Here is a 23,515-nt window from a genome sequence, read left to right on the forward strand (position 1 = left end):
CGCATCCACGGTCCAGTGATCAAGACGTTTCAGCGAGGGCCAGGCCCAAGCCGGAGCGATCATCGGCCGCTGCGCGCCCAGGCCAGGCGTTGCAACGCGGTGCGCACATGGTTCTCGACGGTGGTCACCGACACCCCGAGGCGGCGGGCGATCTCGGCCTGGGTCAGGCCCTGCAGGCGGTTGAGCCGGAAGATGGTGCGGGTCGGCTCCGGCAGGTGTCCGGCAGCATCCAGCACACGCTGCAGCTCGTCCTGGGCCATGGCCTGTTCCTCGGTCGAGATGACCTCGTCCGGCCCCCACAGGTAGTGGTCGGCCAGCAGGCGGTTGCGCCGGGTCGATTCGCGGCCGTGGTCGGTGGCCAGGTTGGCGGCCAGCCGGTACAGATAGGCACGCGGATTGTCGATGGCCTGGCTGTCATCGACGCCACGCGCCTTGAACCACACCGCCTGGATCACGTCCTCTGCGCCGTTGTCGCCCCCCAGGATGCGCTGCACCCGGCGCAGCAGCGCAGGCCGCTCGCGGATCAGCAGTTCGGTGAGGGAGGCGGCATTGGAGGACATGCGCGGAACCGGGACGTCAGACGGAAGGCGCCGCGCATGCTACTCCGTTAATGAGAATCAGTCACGTTCGCATCAATGGATGCACCCGGTCAGCCCGTCATAGACGCTCTGCGAGGTCCCCGGCAACGGGTCATGCAGTGGATTGCGGGCGGCGAGCGCGGCATGGAAGGCTTCCACCGGTGTGCCAGGCTCCAGCGGCAGGCGGCACAGCCAGGTCGGTTGCCGGGCGACGATCGCACCGTCTTGCCGCGACACAGCCAGGTCACTGGCGGCAAATGCCCACAGGCACTCATGCACCGTGCCGCGCACCGCGTCCACCGAGCAGCGCAGGCGCAGGGCGCGGATATCGCTGTACTCGCCTTCGCAGAATGTATCGCCGCAGATCGCGTCGAACCCGTAATGCAGACGTCCCTCCAGGGCAAAGAAGCGGTCCCAGTTGGCTTCCTGCCGCGGGTAGTCGATCAGGTCGACGTAAGGAGAGGCCTGGGCCAACGGCGCAACCAGCAGCATGCAGAACAGGGCGAACGGCAGGGCAGACACTTTCATCGGCGGACTCCTTGGCAAGGTCGATCCAGCCTGCGCCCCCGCACCGGCCGGCCCTATCAGCCAACCCCGGCCTGCCGCGTGGGTCCCTGCCCCACGCAGCGGTCAGCCCCTCCCTCTGCACAGCGCCCGGCAAAGGCATAAAATGGGGGGCTATCCGTCTATATCCCCCACCTGGAGCACGACCATGGGTCTGGAACTCGTCTCGCCCGGCAAGAACCCGCCGGAAGAAATCAACGTCATCATCGAGATCCCGAAGGACTCGGAGCCGGTGAAGTACGAAGTGGACAAGGAAACCGGCGCGATCTTTGTCGACCGCATCCTGTCCACCCCGATGCGTTACCCCTGCAACTACGGCTACGTGCCGAGCACCCTGTGCGGCGACGGCGATCCGGCCGACGTGCTGGTGGTGCTGCCGCTGCCGCTGGTGCCGGGCTCGGTCGTGCGCTGCCGTCCGGTCGGCGTGCTGAAGATGAGCGATGAGGCGGGCAGCGACGAGAAGATCCTGGCCGTGCCGGTCTCGAAGATCTTCAGTGGCTACGCCCACGTTGAAGACATCGCCCAGGTCTCGAGCCACTGGCTGGAGCGCATCGGCCACTTCTTCGAGCACTACAAGGACCTGGAGAAGGGCAAGTGGGTCAAGCTGGACGGTTGGGGCGGCGCCGCTGAGGCCAAGCAGATCCTGATCGAGGCGCACCAGCGCCACCTCGACAGCAAGGCCTGAGCCTGAACCGGATCGCTCCGGCGGTACCCTGCCGGAGCGATGCGGGTCACGTTTCATGATGACGGCACATCACTCTTGCTGCCGTATTAGGTAAATTGCGTCACTTCACACGTCATCGACATCCATCGTCGAGACAGCCAGGGGAATGTGTCGTGCGTATTCTGCTTGTTGGGGATGCAGCCAGCCTGCCGGCTGAGCTGACCGAATTCATTGCCGATCTTGGGGAAGACTGGCAGCCGCTGACCGCCACCGATGGCCAGACCGCGATGACCGCGGTTGCCACCCAGGGCGTGGACGCGGTGATTGTCTGCCCGCAGCTGCCGGACCTCAATGCCACCACGCTGCTCGGCCAGATCAGGACCCTGCGTCCGGAAACCATCCGCATCGCGCTGGTGGACGCACAGCATGGCAACCGGCCGCCGCCGGCACGCCTGATCGGTGTCGCTCACCGTTTCCTGCCGTTGCCACTGGCACCGGAAGTACTGCTGGAAGCGCTGACCAGCCTGGAAGAGCTGCGCGAAGTGCTGGACAGCCCGCGCCTGCGCGATGCCATCGGCCGCATCGAGAAACTGCCGTCGCCGCCGCACCTGTACCTGAGCCTGACCCAGGCGCTGGAGCATGATGACGACGCCGACAGCGCCGACGTGGCCAAGCTGGTGGCCGCCGATCCGGCCATCGCCGCCAAGGTGCTGCAGTTGTCGAACTCGGCGTTCTTCAGCCAGGGCCGCACCATTGCCGACCTGCGTACTGCAGTCACCCGGCTGGGCCTGGCCACGCTGCGTGACCTGGTGCTGGCCAGTGAAGTGTTCTCGGCGCCGACGCTGTCGACTGCCGAACGCAACTCGCTGCAGCAGCGCGCCCTGCTCGCCTCGCGCCTGGCCGCACGCCTGCTGCCCGAGTCCAGTGCCGAACTGGGCGCAACTGCGGCACTGCTGGCCGACATCGGCCTGCTGCTGCCCGGCGTACGCAACGAGCGCACCGAGCCGTCGCTGGCCGGTGATACCCGCCCGGGCCATGCCGAAGCCGGTGCCTACCTGCTGGGGCTGTGGGGCCTGCCGATGCCGATCATCGAAGCGGTGGCATTCCACCTGCAGCCGCAGCGCGCCAACACCCGCAGCTTCTGGGTGACCGGTGCGGTGCACGTGGCCCTGGCGCTGGTCAACGGCGACCCGGTGGATGAGGACTATCTGCAGCGCGCGGGCGTGCTCAACAAACTGCCGCAGTGGCGCGAACATGCCAACAGCCTGATGGGGCTTACGCCGAGCGAAGCCTGAGTTCCGCCGGCAATCCACACGATGAAGGCGCGTCCGCAGGGACGCGCCTTCGTTGCATCAGGGCTGCGCGCAGTGGTCGTACACGCAGCGCTCGAACAGGAACTGGCAGTACGCCGCATCCTCACCGGCCTTGATGCAGTTGCTGCGCACCTCCGCGCAATAACGGCCATTGGCACACACCAGCGGACCGGCCGACACACTGCCGGCCAGGCTCAGGACGGCGAGAACTGCAGCAGCAAACATACGTGGCATCGCGTTGTTCATTTCGCGCTCTCCTCGGTCCGGAATGGACCTCTGCGAACCTACCAGCGGTCCAGTTGCGACAAGCGTGACCTTTGTCGCTGAACTGCCCTATTCAGAATTTCCCGACCCGGCTCTGCCAAACGCAAAGAGGGCGGGCCTTGCGGCCCGCCCTCCTCGTCTTGCCTTCAGGCTTCGATGGATCAGAAGCGCTGGTTGTACTGGATGAACAGGAAGCGGTCGTAATCCAGCATCGGGTCCAGCTGCACGGCACTGGCGTTGGTCACCGCGTAGGTGATCGGCGGGGTCTTGCCGAACACGTTGCGGGCACCGACGGTCACGCTGCCGTTCCACGGGGCCTGCCAGGTGGCCGAGATGTCGTGATAGACGATCGCGCCCTTCTTGTTGGCACCCAGGCCACCGCTCCAGCCACCGTTCTCGGTGTAGTAATCGGGCTGGTTGCACTCCAGGCCATTTTCCTGGTCGTAGCAGAAGTCGCGGAAGCCGCCGTAGTAACGCATGGTCCAGGTGGCCGACAGGTCGCCCTTGGTCCAGGTGCTGGCCAGGGTGCCGCGGACACGCGGGTAGTTCCAGTAGCCTGCGTAGTCATCCCATGCAGCACCCTTGGTGGCCTGCTGACGGAAGCTGGTCAGGTAGTTGGTGTCCAGGTTGAACGACAGGGTACCGAAGCTGTATTCCGGCATGCGGTAGCGGACGCCGAAGTTGTAGCCTTCGGTTTCCAGCGAGCCCAGGTTCGCGTTGCCTCGGCTCAGGCCGGTGACCTGCTGGCCGTTGGCGACGTCGCCACGGCTGTACTGGTCACAGAAGGCCTGCACACCGTTCTGGTAGCACTGGTTCAGCACGTAGTTCGCCGACAGCGCGGTGATCACGTTGTCGACAGTGATCTTGTACCAGTCCAGCGAGACGTTCAGGCCGCTGACGAAGCTCGGGCTCCAGACCAGGCCCGCGGTGCGGGTCTTGCTGGTTTCCGGCTGCAGCTTGTCGTTGCCCACACCCGAGTTGAACGGGTTGTTACCCTGGGTGTCACGGGCACTGATCGGACGACCGGCAGCGTCGGTCTGACGGAAGTCGGACGCCAGGCCTTCAGCACCGCAACGGGCTGCAACGGCCGGGTTGCTGCGCTGGCCGAACACGGCATCACACGGATCGGTGAACTTGTCGAAGGTCTGCGAACCACCACCGAACGTGTCGTCCAGGGTCGGGGCACGGAAGCCCTCGCCGTAGGTCGCACGCACCAGCAGGTCGTCGATCGGCTTCCAGGTCACGCTGAACTTGCTGTTGACCGTGTTGCCGAACTTGTCGTAGTCCGAGTAGCGGCTGGCGATATCCAGCGACAGCTCCTTGGCACCCGGCAGGTCACGCAGCAGCGGCACCATCAGTTCCAGGTAGAACTCGTTGGTCTTGTACTTGCCTTCGGTCGGCTGCGCGGCCAGCTCGGTGGTGTAACCCGAGGAGGACAGTGCGTCCGGGTGATCGTAGCCCGACACTTCGCGATGCTCGTAACCGGCAGCGAAGGCGAACTCGCCCGCATCGCCCGGCATGTCGAACAGCGAACCGGTGATGTTGGCGAAGTACTGCTTGCTCTTGCTCTGGCCGGTCGAGTTCAGCAGGGTGTTGATGTACTTCAGCGCATCCGGGGTCGCGGCGCTGGCGCCGCCCAGCAGGTCGAACGGGACGCAGCTGCCCGGGCTGGTGCCCAGCGCGATCGGGTTGGCAGCGGTGCCGCACTGGGCGACGCCGTTGGCGTTGATGAACGACGGGCCGAGGGCGTTCTTCAGGGCCAGCAGGTTGATGTTGCCCGAGCTGGTCTGGGTCACGTCGAACTGGTTGTAGTTGATGCCCACATCCCAGTCGAACGGACGGTTGTTGAAGTCGAAGTTGCCTTCCAGGGCCGCGTCGAAGTGCAGCGACTTGACGTTGTTCTGGGTGATGCGCGGCAGTTCGAAGATACGACGGCCCCAGCCACCGATGTCAACGCCGGCGCCCGGGTTGGCCCAGTTGCCCAGCGGGTTGTAGATGCTGTCCTTGCTGATCGCCACCGGGAACTGCGGCTGCGAGGTGCCGGTCAGCGGGTAGCCGGCGATCTGGCGCTTGGAATCGCGCTCGGAGTACATCGCCGTCGACTTCAGACGCAGGTTGTCGTTGATGTCGTAGCTGGCCGAGGTGAACATGGTCTTCGACTCAGCGCCCTGGTTCAGCATCATCTGCTGCGAGGCGTTGTAGTAGTCGTCCAGACCAATCAGGTGGTAGTTGTTGAAGTTGTTCGACGGCTGGCCAACGCCGACCGGGGTGTCCCAGGAACCGGTGTGGTTGACCACCCAGGTGTTCGGGACCCACTTGCCAGCCTTGTTGTATTCGCCAGCACCGGCGGTGCCTTCGGCACGCGGATCGGTGAAACGACCCCACGGGCCAGCCGGGCTCAGACCGTCTTCCTTGTGGCCCTGGCCATAGGAGTACTTGGTCAGGCCACGATCCTTGGCCCACACCGGATCTTCCTTGATGTAGTTCGCGCCGAACACGATCGAGGAGCGCTCGCCGCTGGCACCCAGGGTCAGGCTGTACTGGGTCTTGGAACCGTCGCCGTGGCTGTTCTGGCCATAGTAGGCACTGGCCTCGGCGCCATCGAAGTTCTTGCGCAGGATGATGTTGACCACGCCGGAGATGGCGTCGGAACCGTAGATCGCCGAGGCGCCGTCCTTCAGGACTTCAATGCGCTCGATCAGCGAGGTCGGGATGGTCGACATGTCGGTGAAGCCGGCCAGGCTGGTGCTCCAGCGCTTGCCGTTGACCAGCACCAGCGTGCGCTGCTCACCCAGGTTGTACAGGCTGACGTACTGGCCGCCCTGTTCCGGGTTGGACGCCAGCACGGCCGCCTTGCTGAAGGTCTGGGTGCCCGCCACGGACAGGTTCTGCAGCAGGTCGCCGACGCTGACCAGGCCCGAACGCTGGATGTCCTCATGGCTTACGGTGAGCACCGGCTGGGAGGTTTCCACATCCACCGAGCGGATGCGGGAGCCGGTGACTTCCAGGCGATCAAGGGTGGTCGGGGCACTGGCTTCCTGTGCGGAAGCAAATGCCGGTGCCAGCGCCAGCGCGATGCCGGCGGGCAGCAGGCCCAGCCGCACGGCAGGGGTGCGAACGTTCATCAATCTCTCCAAGGTACGTGTTAGTAGCGTGTTAAAACGCTCCAGCACGTTACGATTGCGTTGCGATGCTGTATTTGCGCGACCCAACCGTAGACTTTGCAGAGTGTGGCGGGAGCAAGCCGCCGTTTTCCCTGAACCGGGAAGCAGACTGCCCGTAACGGGCGCGGAAGGCCCGCGCGAAGCTGCAGCAGTTGTCGAATCCGCTGGCCGCGGCGACCTCGCCCACCATCATGTCGGTGTCGCGCAGCAGATCTGCGGCCCGCTCCAGGCGCAACCGTGCCGAAAGCGACTGGGGGCTCTCTTCATACAGGCTCTGGAAGGTCTTGGAGAGATACCAGCTGGAGAAGTTGGTCAGCTCGGCCAGTTCGCCGATCCGCACCACGCGGTGGCTGTTGCCCTCCAGATAGAGACGGGCGCGCTGCATGCGGCCGAACACCTGGCGCTTGCGGCTGCGTGAGCGACCGGGGCAGCGCTGTACGTTGTCGGCTAGGTCACGCTGCAGGCCGGCCAGATGCAACAACAGCGGGCGCAGCGCCTGCGCTGGCAGGCCGCTGTCGAGCGCATCGCGCCACAGGCGCAGGGCAACGCGGGCGTCGCCGCGGCTCATGCGACCACGACCGGCATACAGGCCGCAGTCGGCCATCTCGGACAGCACCCGCATCGCCTCCGCAGTCAGGCTGAGGCCCACGCACAGTCCGTTACGGCCGGCCTGCACCAACGGGCGCGACTCCTTCTCGAAGGCAATCCACTCGCCATGGCGCAGGCGGAAACGCCCTTCCTTGGCTTCCACCCAGGAACTGCCCCGCACCTGCAGCCAGACAGTGAAGCTTGACCCTGCCGTCTGCAGGCTGCCGAGCCGGGCCACGCCCATGCAGGTCGGCGCGAGATCGTCCAGCGCCTTGTCGAGGGAGACGGTTTGGCCACGATCGGCCAGCGAGAGTTGACGCATGGGGCACCACGGGTTTGCCTGATACAGGCTTCCGTTTTGCCTAATCAGGCGTCAGCCCGTCAGGAAAATCCGCCGAGATCGCCACGAATTCGCGGCGAGAACTCCACGAAAAAATCACGAAGAGATATTTTTCTTCAGGATCAATGACTTGAGAAAGGCCGGGAACAGTGCCGGCGTCGACTGGGGCAGCTGCATGACGCCGATGTCGGCACCATCGCTGACCGCCAGGGCGACGTACAGGTCCCGGCCATCGGCGCTGGCACTGATGCCGTTGCCCGCGCTGAGCCGCTGCCGGTCCAGGCAGCGCTCGGGAGCTTCGGTCCCGGCCTGGATATGGATCAAGGTCGTACCGCATTCGGTCGAGTTGCCGAGATACCCGATGCCACCGGTGCCCGCCACCGTCCAGGTGCGATAGCGCCATCGGCTGGGCCGGTCTTCACTGACCTGCTGCACGCTGGCCGGGGACAGTGCCGCATCCACCGACCACAAGCCGCCGGACGCCAGGCGTGTGAACAGCACGCGGCCATCGCCGCGATCGAAACGCGCCTGGGAGACGCCGTCGATACTGGCCAGGCGGCGCCAGGGGGTCACGCTGCGATCGAACAGGCTCAACCGGGTGCGTTGCTCCGCATCGCGCTCGACTACCAGCAGCTGCTCCGGGGTTGCCCCGTACAGGGCCTGCAGCGGCTGATCCACCGGAACCGGCAGCGGTTGCAGGTGCTCGTCGCGCGGGGCGATCTCGTAGACAACGGTACGCCCATGCTCGTCACGCCCGACCACCAGCAGCTGGCGGCTGTCGGCCGACCAGTCCGGCGCCTGCCGCCCCTCCGGACGCAGGCCCTCGATCGGCCGCAGTGAGTCGGGCCGCTGCATGTCCGCCCACCACAGCGCGAAACTGCCGGAACGATCGGAGGTGAAGACCAGCTGGCGACCGTCGGGCGCCGCCATCGGCTGCCCGTCGCGCCCACTGGACGCGAACAGGCGCTCGGCGCTGCCGCCGGCCATCGGCACCTTGAACACGCCGAACTGGGCACGGCGGTGAACGAAGGCCAGCACGTCGCCGTGGCGGGACACCGCAGGCCATTGTGCGTCGTCGAGGCCGGCATCACGCAAGGTGCGGCGCTCCACGTCCAGGTAGTACAACCGCACCTCGCTGTCCACGCGCCGGCCGAACACGATGCTGCGCCCATCGCCCAGCCAGGCCCAGCCACGCTGTTCGGCGGATTCGTTGGTCAACTGCTCCAGCTCACCGCCTTCGGCCGGCATCCGCCACAGGTCGCCCATCTGTGGATTGCGCACGAACACCAGCCACTTGCCGTCGGGCGAATAGCGTGGCGCGTAGTCAAAATCATCCTGATCGACCGCGTAGTCCAACGCCCGCCACTGGCCGCTGGCCAGGTCGAGCACACGGATGCCGCGATGGGCATAGCGGCCCACCATGCTGCCAAAGACCAGGCCGCGGCCATCCGGTGTCCAGTCGAAGCTGAGCAGCTCGGTTCCATCGCAACGGGTCGCCTGGCGCACGCCGCCGCCAGTGGCGCTGGCGATCAGCACCTGGCAACCGCCGTCGGCTCCAAAGCGGGCAAAAGCGATCTCGCGCCCGTCCGGTGACCAGCTCGGGAAACGGTCACTGGCCCCCTTCGGCGGCAGCGCCAGCTGCCGGGCCGGCGCATTGCCCGAGGTCTGCACCTTGATCACACCACCTCCGGCGCCATCCTCGTTGGCGCCTTCGTAGGCAACCTGGGAGCCGTCCGGCGAAAGTGTGGGATAGGTTTCAAAACCACTGGTAGCGGTGATCAGGCGATAGGGACGCTGCGGGCTGCCGATCACCCGCACGCCGTTCTCGACCGCTGCATCCACCGGTGAACTCGGCTCCGGCCCGCGCCGCAGCAACAATGTAGCCATGACCAGCAGCGCGGCCAGCATCATCACGCCCAGCACCCACAACAGCTGGCGGCGCAGCTGGCGCCAGCCACGCCGGCGTGAAGCCGCTGCCGGCACGGCCAGCGCCGGAATCATGCCGGCACCGTCCGGCGACGGCATCACATCCGCAATGGCCAGCGCGTCCACTTCCGCCACCGGCTCGAAGTCGTCCAGCGCCTGCACCGGTACCAGCAGCCGATAGCCGCTCTTGGCGATGGTCTCGATGTAGGCCTGGCCATTGTCATCGTCGTTGGCGAACGCCTTGCGCAGCTGGGTGACGGCCTGGGTCAGCACGTCATTGGTCGGCAACGTATCGGGCCAGACCTCGGCAAACAGCTCTTCACGGGTGACCACGCGCCCAGGCTGCCGCATCAACACGCGAAGTACGCCCAGCGCTTTCGGCGTCAGCCGCCGCGGACGGCGCGCGCCTTCAACCTCGACCTCACGCGAGGACAAGGTAATGACACAGTCGCCGACCTGCACGCGGTCGGCGTCAATGGGCGTGAGTTCGCTGCTGTTCATTTTCCGCTATACAGTAGGGACGGGACCTGGGCAGGGCTCACCAGCAATACCGTCCCCACCGTCCCTGGACAGGGCCATCGAAAAGCCAGATTCCGCACAAAGCATCGGCGCATACCGCAAAAACAATAACGCCCCCGGATATTAGCCTAAGCCGGTTACCCCGCCTATGACGGGGTCGACACTCAGGCTCTCTCTCGCCGACGCATTCACATAATCTGCATCACCATTCGCGCCCTTATGGGCGCGAAATTTTTATCTGGCGTTCATTTTCACATGCGCCGAAGCATGGTCAATCCGACCAGACGCGACACCACAAGGCCGATATACATGACGCCTGCGAACTGTTCGAGCATCACCAGGGCCCGTGCCTGCGGGTGCAACGGCACGACGTCACTCAATCCAACTCCGGACAACAAGCTGAAGCTCAGATAAAGCAGCTCCATCCAGCTGCGCTCGGGGCCAGCCGTCGCGCCCTGGAAACTGCCTGGATACCACTGTTGGCACACCGCGAATGCAAAGGCGAACCCCCAGGCCAGCAGGGTGAAGGTTGCCCCGGCCGCGAACAGTTCGTCGCGTGTTACTCGATGGTCCTGCAGCATGTAGGCGATCAATGCCCCGGCCGTATAGAAGTACAGCAGGCTTTCCAGCAGCTGCGCGGTGGTCAGCAGCGCGCTGCGGTCCAGCAGGGCGCCAGCCAGCGAGAACACCACCGATGGAATGGCCAGCAGCAATGCCAGCCAGGTTCCCAGCGGACTGCGCTGGACCACCCACAGCGCCAGGCCGAGTACCGCCATGCCGAACATGCCCAGCGCCGCCCGGCCAGCGGCGGTGTCATCGAGGGCGGGATACAGCAGCACCGCGATCAACTGGGCGGCCAGGAGCCAGGCCGAAGGATGGCGGCGGGCGATGGCCAGCCAGCGGGTGGTCGTGGCAACGGGCATGGCGTCCTTTCCCCTGGGCGATGCGCGGAGGATAGCCGGGCGCGGCGTGATGAACGGTAGTGCCGGCCATTGGCCAGCACTCTCCCCGGTCCCGTGCACGACGGAATGCCGGCCGGCGGCCGGCACTACCCGTTACCCGTCACCCCTGGCGGTAGACCTCGGCCCCGCCAGCACGGAACTCCTGCGACTTCTCCTTCATGCCGGCCTCGGCGTAGTCGCGCACGTCCTGGGTGATCTTCATCGAACAGAAGTGCGGTCCGCACATCGAGCAGAAGTGGGCCAGCTTGTGCGCGTCCTTCGGCAGCGTCTCGTCGTGGAATTCCTTGGCCTTTTCCGGATCCAGGCCCAGGTGGAACTGGTCCTCCCAGCGGAACTCGAAGCGCGCCTTGCTCAGCGCGTTGTCGCGTACCTGTGCGCCCGGATGCCCCTTGGCCAGGTCGGCCGCGTGCGCGGCAATGCGGTAAGCCATGATGCCGTCGCGCACGTCCTGGCGGTTGGGCAGGCCCAGGTGTTCCTTCGGCGTCACGTAGCAGAGCATGGCCGTGCCAAACCAGCCGATCATCGCCGCGCCGATCGCACTGGTGATGTGGTCGTAGCCCGGCGCGATGTCGGTCGTCAGCGGGCCCAGCGTGTAGAACGGCGCTTCGCCGCATTCGCGCAGCTGCTTGTCCATGTTTTCCTTGATCAGCTGCATCGGCACGTGGCCGGGGCCTTCGATCATGGTCTGCACATCGTGTTTCCAGGCGATCTTCGTCAGTTCACCCAGCGTTTCCAGTTCGCCGAACTGCGCCGCGTCGTTGGCATCAGCGATGCAACCCGGGCGCAGGCCGTCGCCCAGCGAGAAGGTCACGTCGTAGGCCTTCATGATTTCGCAGATGTCTTCGAAATGCGTGTAGAGGAAGTTCTCCTTGTGGTGCGCCAGGCACCACTTGGCCATGATCGAGCCGCCGCGGCTGACGATGCCGGTAACACGCTTGGCGGTAAGCGGCACGTAGCGCAGCAGCACGCCGGCGTGGATGGTGAAGTAGTCCACGCCCTGCTCGGCCTGCTCGATCAGGGTGTCGCGGAAGATCTCCCAGGTCAGTGCCTCGGCGCGGCCGTCAACCTTCTCCAGGGCCTGGTAGATCGGCACGGTACCGATCGCCACCGGCGAGTTGCGGATGATCCATTCGCGCGTCTCGTGGATGTGCTTGCCGGTGGACAGGTCCATCACCGTGTCACCGCCCCAGCGGATCGCCCACACCAGCTTCTCCACTTCCTCGGCGATGCCGGAAGACACCGCGCTGTTGCCGATGTTGGCGTTGATCTTGGTCAGGAAATTGCGGCCGATGATCATCGGCTCGCTTTCCGGGTGGTTGATGTTGTTGGGCAGCACCGCACGGCCACGGGCGATTTCGTCGCGCACGAACTCCGGGGTGATGACTTTCTGGATCGACGCACCGAAGGCCTCGCCCGGGTGCTGCTGCAGCAGGCCGGCATCGCGGATCGCGTCCAGGCGCTGGTTCTCGCGGATGGCGACGAATTCCATTTCCGGCGTGATGATGCCGCGGCGCGCGTAATGCATCTGGGTGACGTTGGCACCGGCACGTGCACGGCGTGGCAGGCTGCGCGCGGGGAAACGCACCGCGTCAAGCTTCGGGTCATGCTCGCGATCGCGACCGAACGAAGAACTCAGTCCTTCGAGCTGCTCGGTATCACCGCGCTCTTCCACCCAGCCGCGACGCAGTGCCGGCAAACCGGCGGACAGATCGATGCGCACCTCCGGGTCGGTGTACGGGCCCGACGTGTCGTAAACGGTCACCGGCGCATTCTCTTCGCCGCCGAACAGCGTCGGCGTACGGGTCAGCGCGATCTCGCGCATCGGCACCTGCAGATCCGGGCGTGAACCGGGCACGTGGATCTTGCGCGAGCCGGGAATGGGCCGGGTCACGGATGCGGAGAGTTGCTGGGCCTGTTGCTGCAGGGCGGAGAGCTGTGCGTTCATCGGGCATCGTCCAGGAAGGTCAGGGACGAAGCGGCGGCGCACGGCACCCGCACACGGACGGTCCTTGGGCGGAGTCCGGGCACGGCTGCATTGCAAAGCTTCCCTACGCCGGTATGAGCCGGATCAGGTTCCAAGGGACTGTCTCAACCGTGGCCAGATGGCCCGGTACCCCCGCTTCTTGGTGCGCATTAGAGCATAGACCGCCCGCCTCCGGGACCAGATCGCCATTCGTTAACGGAACCATGACGTCGCGTTCAGTAACGTGCACGCCATCGCGTTGCTGAGATCGATGCGTTCCCCGCCGCCTTCGCGGCTCCTGCCCGGTCCGTGCTGCATGCCGCCGGCCCTTCGCTGCAAGCTCTGCTCGCTCCCCTCAATCCCCCTTGATCGGAGAAGCTCCTTCATGGTGTTTCGCGTTTCCATCGCACTGGTTCTGCTGCTGGTGCTGCTCGCCGGTATCGCCCCCGGCCCCTTCAACACCGTGGTCCAGTCGATGCTGGCAGAAGTCATCCGCAGTGTCGGCTGGCTGTACCTGCTGGTGGTGTTCCTGGCGCTGGTGTTCCTGATGTACCTGGCGTTCGGCCGCTTCGGCAACCTGCGCATCGGCGGCGAGGACGCCGAACCCGAGTTCTCGCGTGCCAGCTGGATGTCGATGCTGTTCGCCGCCGGCATGGGCATCGGCCTGGTGTTCTGGGGTGCGGCCGAGCCCATCTCGCATTTCAGCAAGCCGCCGGAAGGCCTGGCGCCGCAAAGCCTGGATGCGGCGCGCGCATCGATGCGCTATGCGTTCTTCCACTGGGGCCTGCACCCGTGGGCGATCTACGCACTGATCGGCCTGGCGATGGCCTGGTTCCAGTTCAACCGCAATGGACGCGGCCTGGTCAGCGACATGCTGCAGCCGATCATCGGCCGCCACCATCGCGGCTGGATCGGTCGGGTGGTCAACATCGCCGCCGTAGTTGCCACCGCGATCGGTGTCGCCACCACGCTCGGCTTCGGCACCATCCAGATTGCTGCCGGTATCGAACGCGTCTTCAGCGTGCAGGCTACCGTCGCCGTGCAGATGACCATCATTGCCGTCGCCTTCGTGCTGTACATGGCCTCCACCGCCAGTGGCGTGGAGCGAGGTGTGAAGTGGCTGTCCAACTTCAACCTGGCGTTGGCTGCCCTGCTGGCAGCCATCCTGCTGGTGCTGGGGCCGACCGGCTTCATCTTCGATACGTTCACCACCACGCTGGGCTCCTACCTCAACCAGCTGGTGACGATGAGCCTGCGCATGTCACCGTTCTCCGGCAGCACCTGGGTGGCGGACTGGACGATCTTCTACTGGGCCTGGTGGATCTCGTGGGCGCCGTTCGTGGGATCGTTCATCGCGCGCATCTCGCGCGGCCGCAGCGTTCGCGAGTTCGTGATCGGCGTCGTGCTCGCACCGACGCTGCTGGGCTTCTTCTGGTTCGCGGTGTTCGGCGGCACTGCGTTGTGGGCACAGATCTTCGGCCACGCCGATCTGGTGCAGGCGCTTGGCAATGGCTACGAGACGGTGTTGTTCACACTGTTCGACAGCATGCCGCTACCGCTGTTGCTGTCGTGCATCGCGCTGGTGCTGCTGATGATCTTCTTCGTGACCTCGGCCGATTCGGCGGTCCTGGTGCTGGCCAGCATGTCCACCGACGAGGCTGGCGACCCACCGTTGAAGCGCAAGCTGGCCTGGGGCATTGCGGTGGCACTGATCGCAGCGGCATTGCTGCTGGCCGGAGGCCTGGACGCGCTGCAGGGCATGATCACGATCGCGGCATTGCCATTCGCGCTGCTGATGGTGCTGGTGATGGTGTCGCTGTACCGGGTGCTGGACCAGGAGTACACGCGCGAGCGGCGGCAGGCGCAGCGCCAGCGGCACATGATCGATGCGTGGATTGCACGCGAGATGGCGGCGCAGGAGGAGACGCAGGCCGAGGCAGCGCGCGCGCACGATCAGGATTGAGGGCTGTTTTGCAGCCTGCGGCTGCACCGCTTTTTTCAAGCAACGGCAACAACAACTTCAAAAGCGGCTCTGGATTTCTGCTGGTTTGGCGGGGAGGGGGCCGATGGCGGGACACGCCGCAAGTACGTCCCTGTAGGCTCGGCCACGGCATCCATGCCGTGGACGGTCCCGCCATCGGCCCCCTCCCCGCTTCCGACAATTTCCCGGTGACGGTTGGTTTTCCACGCCATGCGTGGATGAGGTGTATCAGAAAACAAGAAAGGGTCAGATCCGTTTTCCGAAGGAAAACGGATCTGACCCCAACCCACAGCGCGCGGCTGTTGCTGTTGCTGTTGTCTTTGCTTTTGATCTTCTTCTTTCTCTTCCTGCGGTGGCGGCCACGGAAACTGTCAGGGGCCGGGCGGGTGGGCTGGGCGGGGGTGTCAGCCGCATGGATGCGGCTGCCAAGCCTCCAGGGACGGATTCACGGCGTCCCCCGAACAGCCCACCCGCCCGGCCCAATCACATGATCCCGCTTCCACGAACCACCACCGCAGAGGGGGCTCAGCCCGGTGGCCGGGAAACCTCAATACCCCGCCGCCTGCCCATCCTTGCGGCTCTCCGACGCACCGTAATACACCCCGGTATCAGGATCACGCATGATCGCCTGGTACCCGCCATAAGGCCCATCGGCGAACACGATGCGATGCCCCTTGCGCATCAGCGCACGCACCGTCTCGTACGGGAAGCCGGTTTCCAGATTCACTTCGCCGCCATCGGTCATCGCCGTGGCCTGACCCGTCGGTTCAGTCGAGCCTTCGTGCTGGATGCGCGGCGCATCACCGGCTTCCTGCAGGTTCATCCCGAAATCCACCAGGTTCATCACGATCTGCGCATGGCCCTGCGGCTGCATCGCGCCGCCCATCACGCCGAAGCTGGCATACGGCTTGCCGCCCTTGGTGATGAACCCCGGAATGATGGTCTGGAATGGACGCTTGCCCGGCGCGTAGCCGTTGGGATGGTTCTTCTGCAGCACGAACATCTCGCCACGGTCCTGCAGGATGAAACCCAGACCGGGCGGTGCCATGCCGCTGCCCATGCCACGGTAGTTGGACTGGATCAGCGAAACCATCATGCCGTCGGCGTCGGCCACGGTCATGTAGATCGTGTCGCCCTCCTCCAGCTGCTTCGGCGTGCCCGGCTGCACTTCCTTCAACGCCTTGTCCATCGAGATCAGCGCACGACGCTGCGCGGCGTACTCCTTGGAGATGAGCTTCTGCACCGGTGCCGGCTGGAACGCCATGTCGGCGTAGAAACGCGCACGGTCGGCGAAGGCCAGCTTCTTCGCTTCGACAAACAGGTGCACGTGTTCCGGTGAACCGAACGGGATCTTCGAGAAGTCGTAGCCTTCCAGCACATTGAGGATCTGCAGCGCGGCGATGCCCTGGCTGTTCGGCGGCAGTTCCCAGACGTCGTAGCCGCGGTAGTTGCTGCTGACCGGTTCGACCCACTCGCCATGATGGTCAGCCATGTCCTGGTAGCTCAGGTAGCCACCGTTGGCCTTGAAGTAGTCGCCGATGGTGTGGGCGATCTCGCCCTTGTAGAAGGCGTCGCGGCCACCGTCGGCGATCTTCTGCAGGGTGCTGGCCAGGTTCGGGTTCTTCCACATCTCGCCCTTGCGCGGAGCGTGGCCGTTGATCGTGAACTGCTCCTTGAAGCCCGGGTACTGCGACAACTTGGGCACCGAGCGGTCCCAGTAGTAGGCGATCACCTCGGCCACCGGGTGACCCTCGCGGGCGTAGCGGATGGCCGGCGCCAGGTTGTCGGCCATCGGCTTGCGACCGAAGCGGTCGTGCAGCGCGAACCAGCCGTCGACGGCACCCGGCACCGACACCGGCAGTGGACCGGTGGCCGGGATGTCCTTCAGGCCACGGCGCTGGAATTCGGCCAGGGTGAGCGATTTCGGCGAGCGGCCCGAGCCGTTGTAGCCGTAGAGCTTCTGCGTCTTCGGGTCCCACACGATGGCGAAAAGGTCGCCGCCGATGCCGTTGCCGGTCGGCTCCATCAGGCCGAGCGCGGCGTTGGCGGCAATCGCCGCGTCCACTGCCGAACCGCCGCCCTTCATCACGTCCAGCGCGATCTGGGTGGCCAGTGGTTGCGAGGTCGCGGCCATCGCATGCGGGGCGATCACCTCCGAACGGGTGGCGAAGGTCTGGCCGGTGATGCGGTCGGCGCCGAAGGACAGCGCGGGTACGGCAGCCAGTACGGCGGCGGCGAGCAGGGAACGGGCAAGGCGTCGGGACACGGTCGGGTTCCGATGGACGGGTGGTTCCCCGATCTTCGCCGCTGCGGCCTTCACGCGGTATCGGACAGACGTCATGGACGTTGATCCTTGGGCGGAAAAATCCACCGGATTCCGCGCAAAAACCGCCCCGAAAGGAGTGAATTCGGGTTCACCGAAACACTTTCAGCAGCAACCATCCTTGTGCCGCAAGCGATTGCGCTGGGTGCAGCGGAAACCGATAGAAAATCCGTCGCGAGGGTTGACACCGCCGAAATGGCTGTGTTTCTCTCGATCACATGTTGCATCACAACACGCCACCGCGAACCCACATCGAAGCCGCCGACACCGGCGCCGCCTCGCTGCATTCGATTCTTGTGCTCGTACTTATTACCCAACCAACAGGTGCGGGACGAGCCAGCGTGTAAGCAACACACACACCGGAACTCTTCAAAAACCCGCACCCGCCCCGGTGCGGGTTTTTTCATTTCAGAACCTGGTTTCAGACGCAACCACCATGACCAACGCTCATCGCACAACCCGGACCTGCACCACCACGCCTCGTGGTGGCTGCGCCTGTGCGATGCGCGGCGCCTCCTCCACCGCTTTCCCCTGACCGGCCGGCACGTCACCTCGACGACCGGCCGTTCTTTTTTCTTCCCACCGCAAGGAACCTCCCCCATGAGCACCAACGACCTGCCCCAGACCAAGATCGCCGTCATCGGCTACGGCAGCCAGGGCCGCGCCCACGCACTGAACCTGCGCGAATCCGGCTTCGACGTGGTGGTAGGCCTGCGTCCGGGCGGGCCGACCGAAGCCAAGGCGCAGGCCGATGGCTTCACCGTGATCGCGCCCGCCGAGGCCGTGAAGGACGCCGACCTGGTTGCCGTGCTGACCCCGGACATGGTGCAGAAGAAGCTCTACAACGACGTGCTGGCGCCGAACATGAAACAGGGTGCATGCCTGCTGTTCGCGCATGGCCTGAACGTGCATTACGGGATGATCGAGCCGCGTGCCGACCTGGACGTGGTGCTGGTCGCGCCGAAGGGCCCCGGCGCGCTGGTGCGCCGTGAGTACGAGATCGGCCGTGGCGTGCCGTGCATCTGGGCGGTCTACCAGGACATCAGCGGCAAGGCCGCGCAGCATGCGCAGGCCTATGCGGCCGGCCTCGGCGGTGCGCGCGCCAACCTGATCCAGACCACCTTCAAGGAAGAGACCGAGACCGATCTGTTCGGTGAGCAGGCGGTGCTGTGCGGCGGTGCCTCAGCGCTGGTGCAGGCCGGTTTCGAGACCCTGGTCGAAGCCGGCTACCAGCCGGAGATCGCCTATTACGAAGTGCTGCACGAACTGAAGCTGATCGTGGACCTGTTCTATGAAGGCGGTATCTCGCGCATGTTGGAGTTCATCTCCGAGACCGCGCAGTACGGCGACTACGTCAGCGGCCCGCGCGTGATCGATGCCGGCACCAAGGAACGCATGAAGGAGGTGCTGAAGGACATCCAGGACGGCACCTTCACCAAGAACTGGGTGGCCGAGTACGAAGCGGGCCTGCCGAACTACAACAGGTTCAAGCAGGCCGACCTGGAGCACCCGATCGAGAAGGTGGGCAAGGAACTGCGCGCCAAGATGGTCTGGTTGCAAGGACAGGCCGCGTAACCACGCGGCCCTCCCCCACCCGCTTTGCAAGGTTCCCCCATGAACTCTTCGACACATCGCAGCGCGCCGCCCAACGGCGCGCGCTGGCTGACCCAGGCGCTGGAGGCCGAAGGCGTCCGCACGCTGTTCGGCTATCCCGGTGGCACCATCATGCCGTTCTACGACGCGCTGGTGGATTCGTCGCTGAAGCACATCCTGGTACGCCATGAGCAGGGCGCGGCGCTGGCCGCCAACGGCTTCGCCCGCGCCAGCAACCAGGTGGGCGTCTGCGTGGCCACCTCCGGCCCGGGCGCCTCGAACCTGGTGACCGGCATTGCCGATGCGATGCTGGATTCGGTACCGATGGTCTGCATCACCGGCCAGGTCGGCACGCCGCTGCTGGGCACCGACGCCTTCCAGGAACTGGATGTGTTCGGCCTGACGATGCCGATCGTCAAGCACAGCTGGCTGGTGCGCAGCGTCGATGACCTGCCGCGTGTGGTGGCCGATGCGTTCCGCATTGCCCGTGAGGGTCGCCCCGGCCCGGTGCTGATCGACCTGCCCAAGGATGTGCAGCTGGCCGATGCCAGCCATCTGCCGGCGCATGTGCCCAGCAGCGTCGAACCGCCGCCGGCGCCGGCCGAGGCCGCCATCGCCGAGGCCATCGCCGCGCTGGCGGCGGCCGAAAAGCCGGTGGTCTACGCAGGTGGCGGCATCGCCCTGGGTGATGCCGTGCAGGACCTGCGCGACTTCGTCGAGGCCAGTGCCATCCCCACCGTGATGACCCTGCGCGGCCTCGGTGCACTGCCGGCCCACCATCCGCAGTCGCTGGGCATGCTGGGCATGCACGGCACCCGCGCGGCCAACATGGCGGTGCAGGAAAGCGACCTGTTGCTGGTGCTGGGCGCGCGCTTCGACGACCGCGCGACCGGCAAGCTGGCCGAGTTCGCGCCATTTGCCCGCGTCGTCCACATCGATGCGGACGCCTACGAGATCTCCAAGCTGCGCAGTGCCGACGTCGCCGTGCCTGGCAATGTCGGTCACGCCATCCGCGCCCTGCGTGCGGCCTTCCCCTCCCCCAAGGCCCACCAGGATGCATGGCGCAAGCGCTGTGCGCAGCACCGCGATCGCTTCGCCGCCCGCTACGACGCACCGGGCCAGCACATCTACGCCCCGGCGCTGCTGAAGCGACTGAGCGAGCTGGCCCCGGCCGATGCGGTGATCGCCTGCGATGTCGGCCAGCACCAGATGTGGGTGGCCCAGCACTGCCGCTTCAACCATCCCCGCAACCACCTGACCAGTGGCGCACTGGGCACGATGGGCTTCGGCCTGCCAGCGGCGATGGGTGCGCAGTTCGCCTGCCCCGAGCGCACCGTGGTACTGGTGTCCGGCGACGGCAGCTTCATGATGAACGTGCAGGAGCTGGCGACCATCGCCCGCTGCCGCCTGCCGGTGAAGATCGTGCTGCTGGACAACAGTTCGCTGGGCATGGTGCGGCAGTGGCAGGAACTGTTCTTCGCCGAGCGTTACAGCGAGATCGACCTGTCCGACAACCCGGACTTCGTAGCCCTGTCGCAGGTGTTCGGCATTGCCGCCACCCGCATCGACAACCGCGACGACGTGGAAGGCGGCCTGGCCGCGCTGCTGGCCGAGCCCGGCCCGGCGCTGCTGCACGTGGCCATCGATGCACGCGCCAACGTGTGGCCGCTGGTGCCGCCGAACACCGCCAACAGCACGATGCTGGAAAGCAATCCCGCCCACGCCCGCCAGGAGACCCCCAATGCAATACCGGCTTGACCTGGTGCTGCACCCGGCCGAAGGCGCGCTGCTGCGCGTGATCGGCATGGCCGAACGCCGCGGCTTTGCGCCGCGTGCGATCAGCGGTGCGCCGGTGGCCGCCGACGATGGCCGCTGGCACCTGCAGCTGGTCGTCGATGGCCAGCGCCCGGCGGAAACGCTGTGCCGGCAGATCGAGAAGATCTACGACTGCGTGTCCGTGCAGGTCACCGCCGTGGAAGGAGTGTCGCCATGAACACCCGTACCGTAGCGACCACGGTGCCGGTACGGAGGCGTCTTCTTCGCCGCCCGTGCCCGCATGCGGCGGTCTTCCGCACCGCGCTGGTGGCCCATGCCGGCCGCTGACACCAGCCAGGAAAGCGATGTCGGCGACGTAAGCGTCGCCGACGTCCTGGCAGCGCAGGCCCGCCTGCGCCGCTTCCTGCCGCCCACCCCGCTGCACCACGCCGAACGCTTCGGTACCTGGCTGAAGCTGGAGAACCTGCAGCGCACCGGTTCCTACAAGGTGCGCGGCGCATTGAATGCACTGCTGGCCGGCCGCGAACGCGGCGACACCCGGCCGGTGATCTGCGCCTCGGCCGGCAACCACGCCCAGGGCGTGGCCTGGGCCGCCTATCGCCTGGATGTGCCGGCCATCACTGTGATGCCGCATGGTGCACCCGCCACCAAGATCGCCGGCGTCGCCCACTGGGGCGCGACCGTGCGCCAGCACGGCAACAGCTATGACGAAGCCTACGCCTTCGCGGTCGAACTGGCACAACGCCACGGCTACCGCTTCCTGTCCGCGTTCGACGATGCCGACGTGATCGCCGGCCAGGGCACGGTCGGCATCGAGCTGGCCGCGCATGCCCCGGACGTGGTGATCGTGCCGATCGGTGGCGGTGGCCTGGCTTCCGGCGTGGCCCTGGCGCTGAAATCACAGGGCGTGCGCGTGGTCGGCGCGCAGGTGGAAGGCGTTGATTCGATGGCACGCGCGATCCGCGGCGACGTGCGCGAGATCGCACCCGTCGCCTCGCTGGCCGACGGCGTGCGGGTGAAGATCCCCGGCTTCCTGACCCGTCGCCTGTGCACCTCGCTGCTGGACGATGTGGTGATCGTGCGCGAAGCCGAACTGCGCGAAACCCTGGTCCGGCTGGCACTGGAAGAACACATCATTGCCGAGGGTGCCGGCGCGCTGGCGCTGGCCGCTGGCCGCCGCGTCGCGGGCCGCCGCAAGTGCGCGGTGGTCTCCGGCGGGAACATCGATGCCGGTGTGCTGGCCGGCCTGCTAACCGACATCCGACCGCGCCCGCCGCGCAAGCCACGGCGACGGCGCAGCGAAACACCCCGCTCGCCCGCCAAGGCCAGCGCGCCGCCCTCCCCCATGCCTTCCCCTTCCCACCTGCAAGCCGCAACGCCCGCTGTCGAGGAGATTTCCCTGTGACCACCATCGAACGAATTACCACCCCGCGCATCCGCATCTTCGACACCACCCTGCGTGACGGCGAGCAGTCCCCTGGCTGCAGCATGAGCCCGCCGCAGAAGCTGGTGATGGCGCGTGCGCTGGACGAACTGGGCGTGGACATCATCGAGACCGGCTTCCCGGCCAGCTCGCAGTCCGACCGCGAAGCGATGGCACTGATCGGCCGCGAACTGCGCCGCCCGAGCCTGAGCCTGGCGGTGCTGTCGCGCTGCCTGCAGGCCGATATCGAAACCTCGGCACGCGCACTGGAAGCCGCGGCCAACCCGCGCCTGCACGTGTTCCTGTCCACCAGCCCGCTGCACCGCGAGCACAAGCTGCGCATGACCCGCGAGCAGGTCCTGGAGTCGGTACGCAAGCATGTATCGCTGGCCCGCTCCTACATCGACGATGTCGAATTCTCGGCCGAGGATGCCACCCGTACCGAGCTGGATTACCTGATCGAAGTCGCGCGCGTGGCGATCGCCGCCGGTGCCACCACCATCAACCTGCCCGACACCGTCGGCTTCACCACGCCGGAAGAAATCCGCGCGATGTTCCAGCAGGTCATCGCCGGCGTCGCCGACGTTCCGAACGCCGCCAATGTGATCTTCAGCGCGCACTGCCACAATGATCTGGGCCTGGCCGTGGCCAACTCGCTGGCCGCCATCGAAGGCGGCGCGCGCCAGGTCGAGTGCACCGTCAACGGCATCGGCGAGCGCGCCGGCAACTGTTCGCTGGAAGAGATCGCGATGGTGCTGAAGGTGCGCCAGGCCTTCTACGAGCAGGACAGTTCGATCAACACCCCGCGCATCGTCGGCACCTCGCAGTTGCTGCAGCGCCTGGTCGGCATGCCGGTACAGCGCAACAAGGCCATCGTCGGCGCCAATGCGTTCGCCCACGAATCGGGCATCCACCAGCACGGCATGCTGCGCCATCGCGGCACCTACGAAATCATGCGCCCGGAAGACGTGGGCTGGGAGGATTCGCAGATGGTGCTGGGCCGCCACAGTGGCCGTGCCGCCGTTGAAGCGCGCCTGCGTGCGCTGGGCTTCTGGCTGGACGAAGACGAACTGAAGCTGGTGTTCGAGCAGTTCAAGGGCCTGTGCGAACAGCAGCGCGTGGTCACCGATGCCGATCTGCAGACGCTGATGCAGGGCGGTTCCAACGCACAGGGCTACCGCTTGGCCTCGATGACCATCAGCGATGTCGGCAGCCGCGCCAACGCACTGGTCGAACTGTCCGATCCGGATGGCAACCGCGTGGCCGAGACCGCGCAGGGCGACGGCCCGGTCGATGCGCTGTTCGGCGCACTGTCGGCCGCCACCGGCGTGCAGCTGATGCTGGACAGCTACCACGTGCACAGCGTCGGCATCGGCGCCGATGCGCGCGGTGAGGCCAACCTGAGCGTGCGCCACGAAGGCGTGGAGTACGACGGCACCGGCACCAGCAAGGACATCATCGAAGCCTCCGCGCTGGCCTGGCTGGATGTGGCCAACCGCCTGCTGCGCCAGCGCCAGGCCACCGCCCACAACAGCACCGACGTTCCCACCCCTGCCACCGCCTGAGGAACCCGC

At 66.0% G+C, this 23,515-nt stretch carries 17 protein-coding genes and 1 riboswitch; of the genes, 8 read left to right on the forward strand and 9 right to left on the reverse strand.

What is annotated here, in order from left to right; all coding sequences use genetic code 11:
• Positions 1 to 59: 59 nt before the first annotated feature.
• Positions 60 to 560, reverse strand: coding sequence for an RNA polymerase sigma factor (locus tag AC5P6S_RS03355; RefSeq protein WP_014038389.1), 501 nt, complete (start codon positions 558 to 560; stop codon positions 60 to 62).
• 72 nt (positions 561 to 632) lie between these two features.
• Positions 633 to 1,106, reverse strand: a complete 474-nt coding sequence (locus AC5P6S_RS03360) for a hypothetical protein (protein WP_049396202.1) — start codon at positions 1,104 to 1,106, stop codon at positions 633 to 635.
• 184 nt (positions 1,107 to 1,290) lie between these two features.
• Between AC5P6S_RS03360 and ppa the strand changes: the two genes are divergently transcribed.
• Both ppa and AC5P6S_RS03370 read left to right on the forward strand, forming a co-directional pair.
• A complete protein-coding gene (gene ppa / locus AC5P6S_RS03365; RefSeq protein ID WP_005410935.1) occupies positions 1,291 to 1,827 on the forward strand; it encodes an inorganic diphosphatase in 537 nt (178 codons plus the stop codon).
• Positions 1,828 to 1,979: 152 nt separating this feature from the next.
• Positions 1,980 to 3,101, forward strand: a complete 1,122-nt coding sequence (locus tag AC5P6S_RS03370; RefSeq protein WP_005410936.1) for an HDOD domain-containing protein — start codon at positions 1,980 to 1,982, stop codon at positions 3,099 to 3,101.
• A 57-nt stretch (positions 3,102 to 3,158) separates the two neighbouring features.
• Here the strand turns inward: AC5P6S_RS03370 and AC5P6S_RS03375 are convergent, their stop codons facing one another.
• The 6 genes from AC5P6S_RS03375 to thiC form a co-directional block, all read right to left on the reverse strand.
• Positions 3,159 to 3,353, reverse strand: a complete 195-nt coding sequence (locus AC5P6S_RS03375) for a hypothetical protein (RefSeq protein WP_223846439.1) — start codon at positions 3,351 to 3,353, stop codon at positions 3,159 to 3,161.
• A 191-nt stretch (positions 3,354 to 3,544) separates the two neighbouring features.
• Entirely contained in the window at positions 3,545 to 6,508 is a 2,964-nt protein-coding gene (locus tag AC5P6S_RS03380; RefSeq protein ID WP_005410938.1) for a TonB-dependent receptor plug domain-containing protein, read from the reverse strand.
• Positions 6,509 to 6,557: 49 nt separating this feature from the next.
• Positions 6,558 to 7,457, reverse strand: a complete 900-nt coding sequence (locus AC5P6S_RS03385) for a helix-turn-helix transcriptional regulator (protein WP_005414398.1) — start codon at positions 7,455 to 7,457, stop codon at positions 6,558 to 6,560.
• A gap of 114 nt (positions 7,458 to 7,571) precedes the next feature.
• Positions 7,572 to 9,902, reverse strand: coding sequence for a winged helix-turn-helix domain-containing protein (locus AC5P6S_RS03390; RefSeq protein WP_049396204.1), 2,331 nt, complete (start codon positions 9,900 to 9,902; stop codon positions 7,572 to 7,574).
• A 269-nt stretch (positions 9,903 to 10,171) separates the two neighbouring features.
• The gene (locus tag AC5P6S_RS03395; protein ID WP_005410941.1) at positions 10,172 to 10,843 is read right to left on the reverse strand and encodes an ion channel; all 672 of its coding nucleotides are present in this window, start codon (positions 10,841 to 10,843) and stop codon (positions 10,172 to 10,174) included.
• Positions 10,844 to 10,982: 139 nt separating this feature from the next.
• Positions 10,983 to 12,827 (reverse strand): phosphomethylpyrimidine synthase ThiC, encoded by a 1,845-nt coding sequence (gene thiC, locus AC5P6S_RS03400; protein WP_012481195.1) that lies wholly within the window; start codon positions 12,825 to 12,827, stop codon positions 10,983 to 10,985.
• A gap of 82 nt (positions 12,828 to 12,909) precedes the next feature.
• Positions 12,910 to 13,010, reverse strand: a riboswitch (TPP riboswitch).
• Positions 13,011 to 13,230: 220 nt separating this feature from the next.
• On the opposite strand from thiC, the gene AC5P6S_RS03405 reads away from it, so the two are divergent.
• Positions 13,231 to 14,808, forward strand: a complete 1,578-nt coding sequence (locus AC5P6S_RS03405; protein ID WP_005410943.1) for a BCCT family transporter — start codon at positions 13,231 to 13,233, stop codon at positions 14,806 to 14,808.
• A 565-nt stretch (positions 14,809 to 15,373) separates the two neighbouring features.
• Here the strand turns inward: AC5P6S_RS03405 and ggt are convergent.
• On the reverse strand, positions 15,374 to 17,092 hold the full coding sequence (gene ggt, locus AC5P6S_RS03410) for a gamma-glutamyltransferase (protein ID WP_049396215.1): 1,719 nt from the start codon (positions 17,090 to 17,092) through the stop codon (positions 15,374 to 15,376).
• 657 nt (positions 17,093 to 17,749) lie between these two features.
• Here ggt and ilvC point away from each other — a divergent pair.
• The 5 genes from ilvC (at position 17,750) to AC5P6S_RS03435 (ending at position 23,506) form a co-directional block, all read left to right on the forward strand.
• Positions 17,750 to 18,724 (forward strand): ketol-acid reductoisomerase, encoded by a 975-nt coding sequence (gene ilvC, locus AC5P6S_RS03415; RefSeq protein WP_005410945.1) that lies wholly within the window; start codon positions 17,750 to 17,752, stop codon positions 18,722 to 18,724.
• 39 nt (positions 18,725 to 18,763) lie between these two features.
• On the forward strand, positions 18,764 to 20,500 hold the full coding sequence (ilvG, locus tag AC5P6S_RS03420; RefSeq protein WP_012481199.1) for an acetolactate synthase 2 catalytic subunit: 1,737 nt from the start codon (positions 18,764 to 18,766) through the stop codon (positions 20,498 to 20,500).
• A complete protein-coding gene (locus AC5P6S_RS03425) occupies positions 20,484 to 20,735 on the forward strand; it encodes an ACT domain-containing protein (RefSeq protein WP_005410947.1) in 252 nt (83 codons plus the stop codon). The genes ilvG and AC5P6S_RS03425 overlap by 17 nt, the downstream gene beginning before the upstream one ends.
• A 96-nt stretch (positions 20,736 to 20,831) precedes the next feature.
• Positions 20,832 to 21,923: a threonine dehydratase gene (locus AC5P6S_RS03430; protein ID WP_033835631.1), complete on the forward strand. Its 1,092-nt coding sequence runs from the start codon at positions 20,832 to 20,834 to the stop codon at positions 21,921 to 21,923.
• On the forward strand, positions 21,920 to 23,506 hold the full coding sequence (locus AC5P6S_RS03435) for a 2-isopropylmalate synthase (protein WP_012481201.1): 1,587 nt from the start codon (positions 21,920 to 21,922) through the stop codon (positions 23,504 to 23,506). The genes AC5P6S_RS03430 and AC5P6S_RS03435 overlap by 4 nt, the downstream gene beginning before the upstream one ends.
• Positions 23,507 to 23,515: the final 9 nt, after the last annotated feature.

Source organism: Stenotrophomonas sp. YJH_SMC_119, from assembly GCF_059368315.1.

Excerpts from the sequence above, each read along its gene's own strand:
- AC5P6S_RS03360 (WP_049396202.1), bottom strand. The coding sequence starts at position 1,106 with ATGAAAGTGTCTGCCCTGCCGTTCGCCCTGTTCTGCATGCTGCTGGTT.
- AC5P6S_RS03430 (WP_033835631.1), top strand. The coding sequence starts at position 20,832 with ATGCCGGCCGCTGACACCAGCCAGGAAAGCGATGTCGGCGACGTAAGC.
- ilvG (WP_012481199.1), top strand. The coding sequence starts at position 18,764 with ATGAACTCTTCGACACATCGCAGCGCGCCGCCCAACGGCGCGCGCTGG.
- AC5P6S_RS03375 (WP_223846439.1), bottom strand. The coding sequence starts at position 3,353 with ATGCCACGTATGTTTGCTGCTGCAGTTCTCGCCGTCCTGAGCCTGGCC.
- AC5P6S_RS03385 (WP_005414398.1), bottom strand. The coding sequence starts at position 7,457 with ATGCGTCAACTCTCGCTGGCCGATCGTGGCCAAACCGTCTCCCTCGAC.
- AC5P6S_RS03355 (WP_014038389.1), bottom strand. The coding sequence starts at position 560 with ATGTCCTCCAATGCCGCCTCCCTCACCGAACTGCTGATCCGCGAGCGG.
- AC5P6S_RS03405 (WP_005410943.1), top strand. The coding sequence starts at position 13,231 with ATGGTGTTTCGCGTTTCCATCGCACTGGTTCTGCTGCTGGTGCTGCTC.
- AC5P6S_RS03380 (WP_005410938.1), bottom strand. The coding sequence starts at position 6,508 with ATGAACGTTCGCACCCCTGCCGTGCGGCTGGGCCTGCTGCCCGCCGGC.
- ppa (WP_005410935.1), top strand. The coding sequence starts at position 1,291 with ATGGGTCTGGAACTCGTCTCGCCCGGCAAGAACCCGCCGGAAGAAATC.
- AC5P6S_RS03425 (WP_005410947.1), top strand. The coding sequence starts at position 20,484 with ATGCAATACCGGCTTGACCTGGTGCTGCACCCGGCCGAAGGCGCGCTG.
- ilvC (WP_005410945.1), top strand. The coding sequence starts at position 17,750 with ATGAGCACCAACGACCTGCCCCAGACCAAGATCGCCGTCATCGGCTAC.
- AC5P6S_RS03395 (WP_005410941.1), bottom strand. The coding sequence starts at position 10,843 with ATGCCCGTTGCCACGACCACCCGCTGGCTGGCCATCGCCCGCCGCCAT.
- AC5P6S_RS03390 (WP_049396204.1), bottom strand. The coding sequence starts at position 9,902 with ATGAACAGCAGCGAACTCACGCCCATTGACGCCGACCGCGTGCAGGTC.
- thiC (WP_012481195.1), bottom strand. The coding sequence starts at position 12,827 with ATGAACGCACAGCTCTCCGCCCTGCAGCAACAGGCCCAGCAACTCTCC.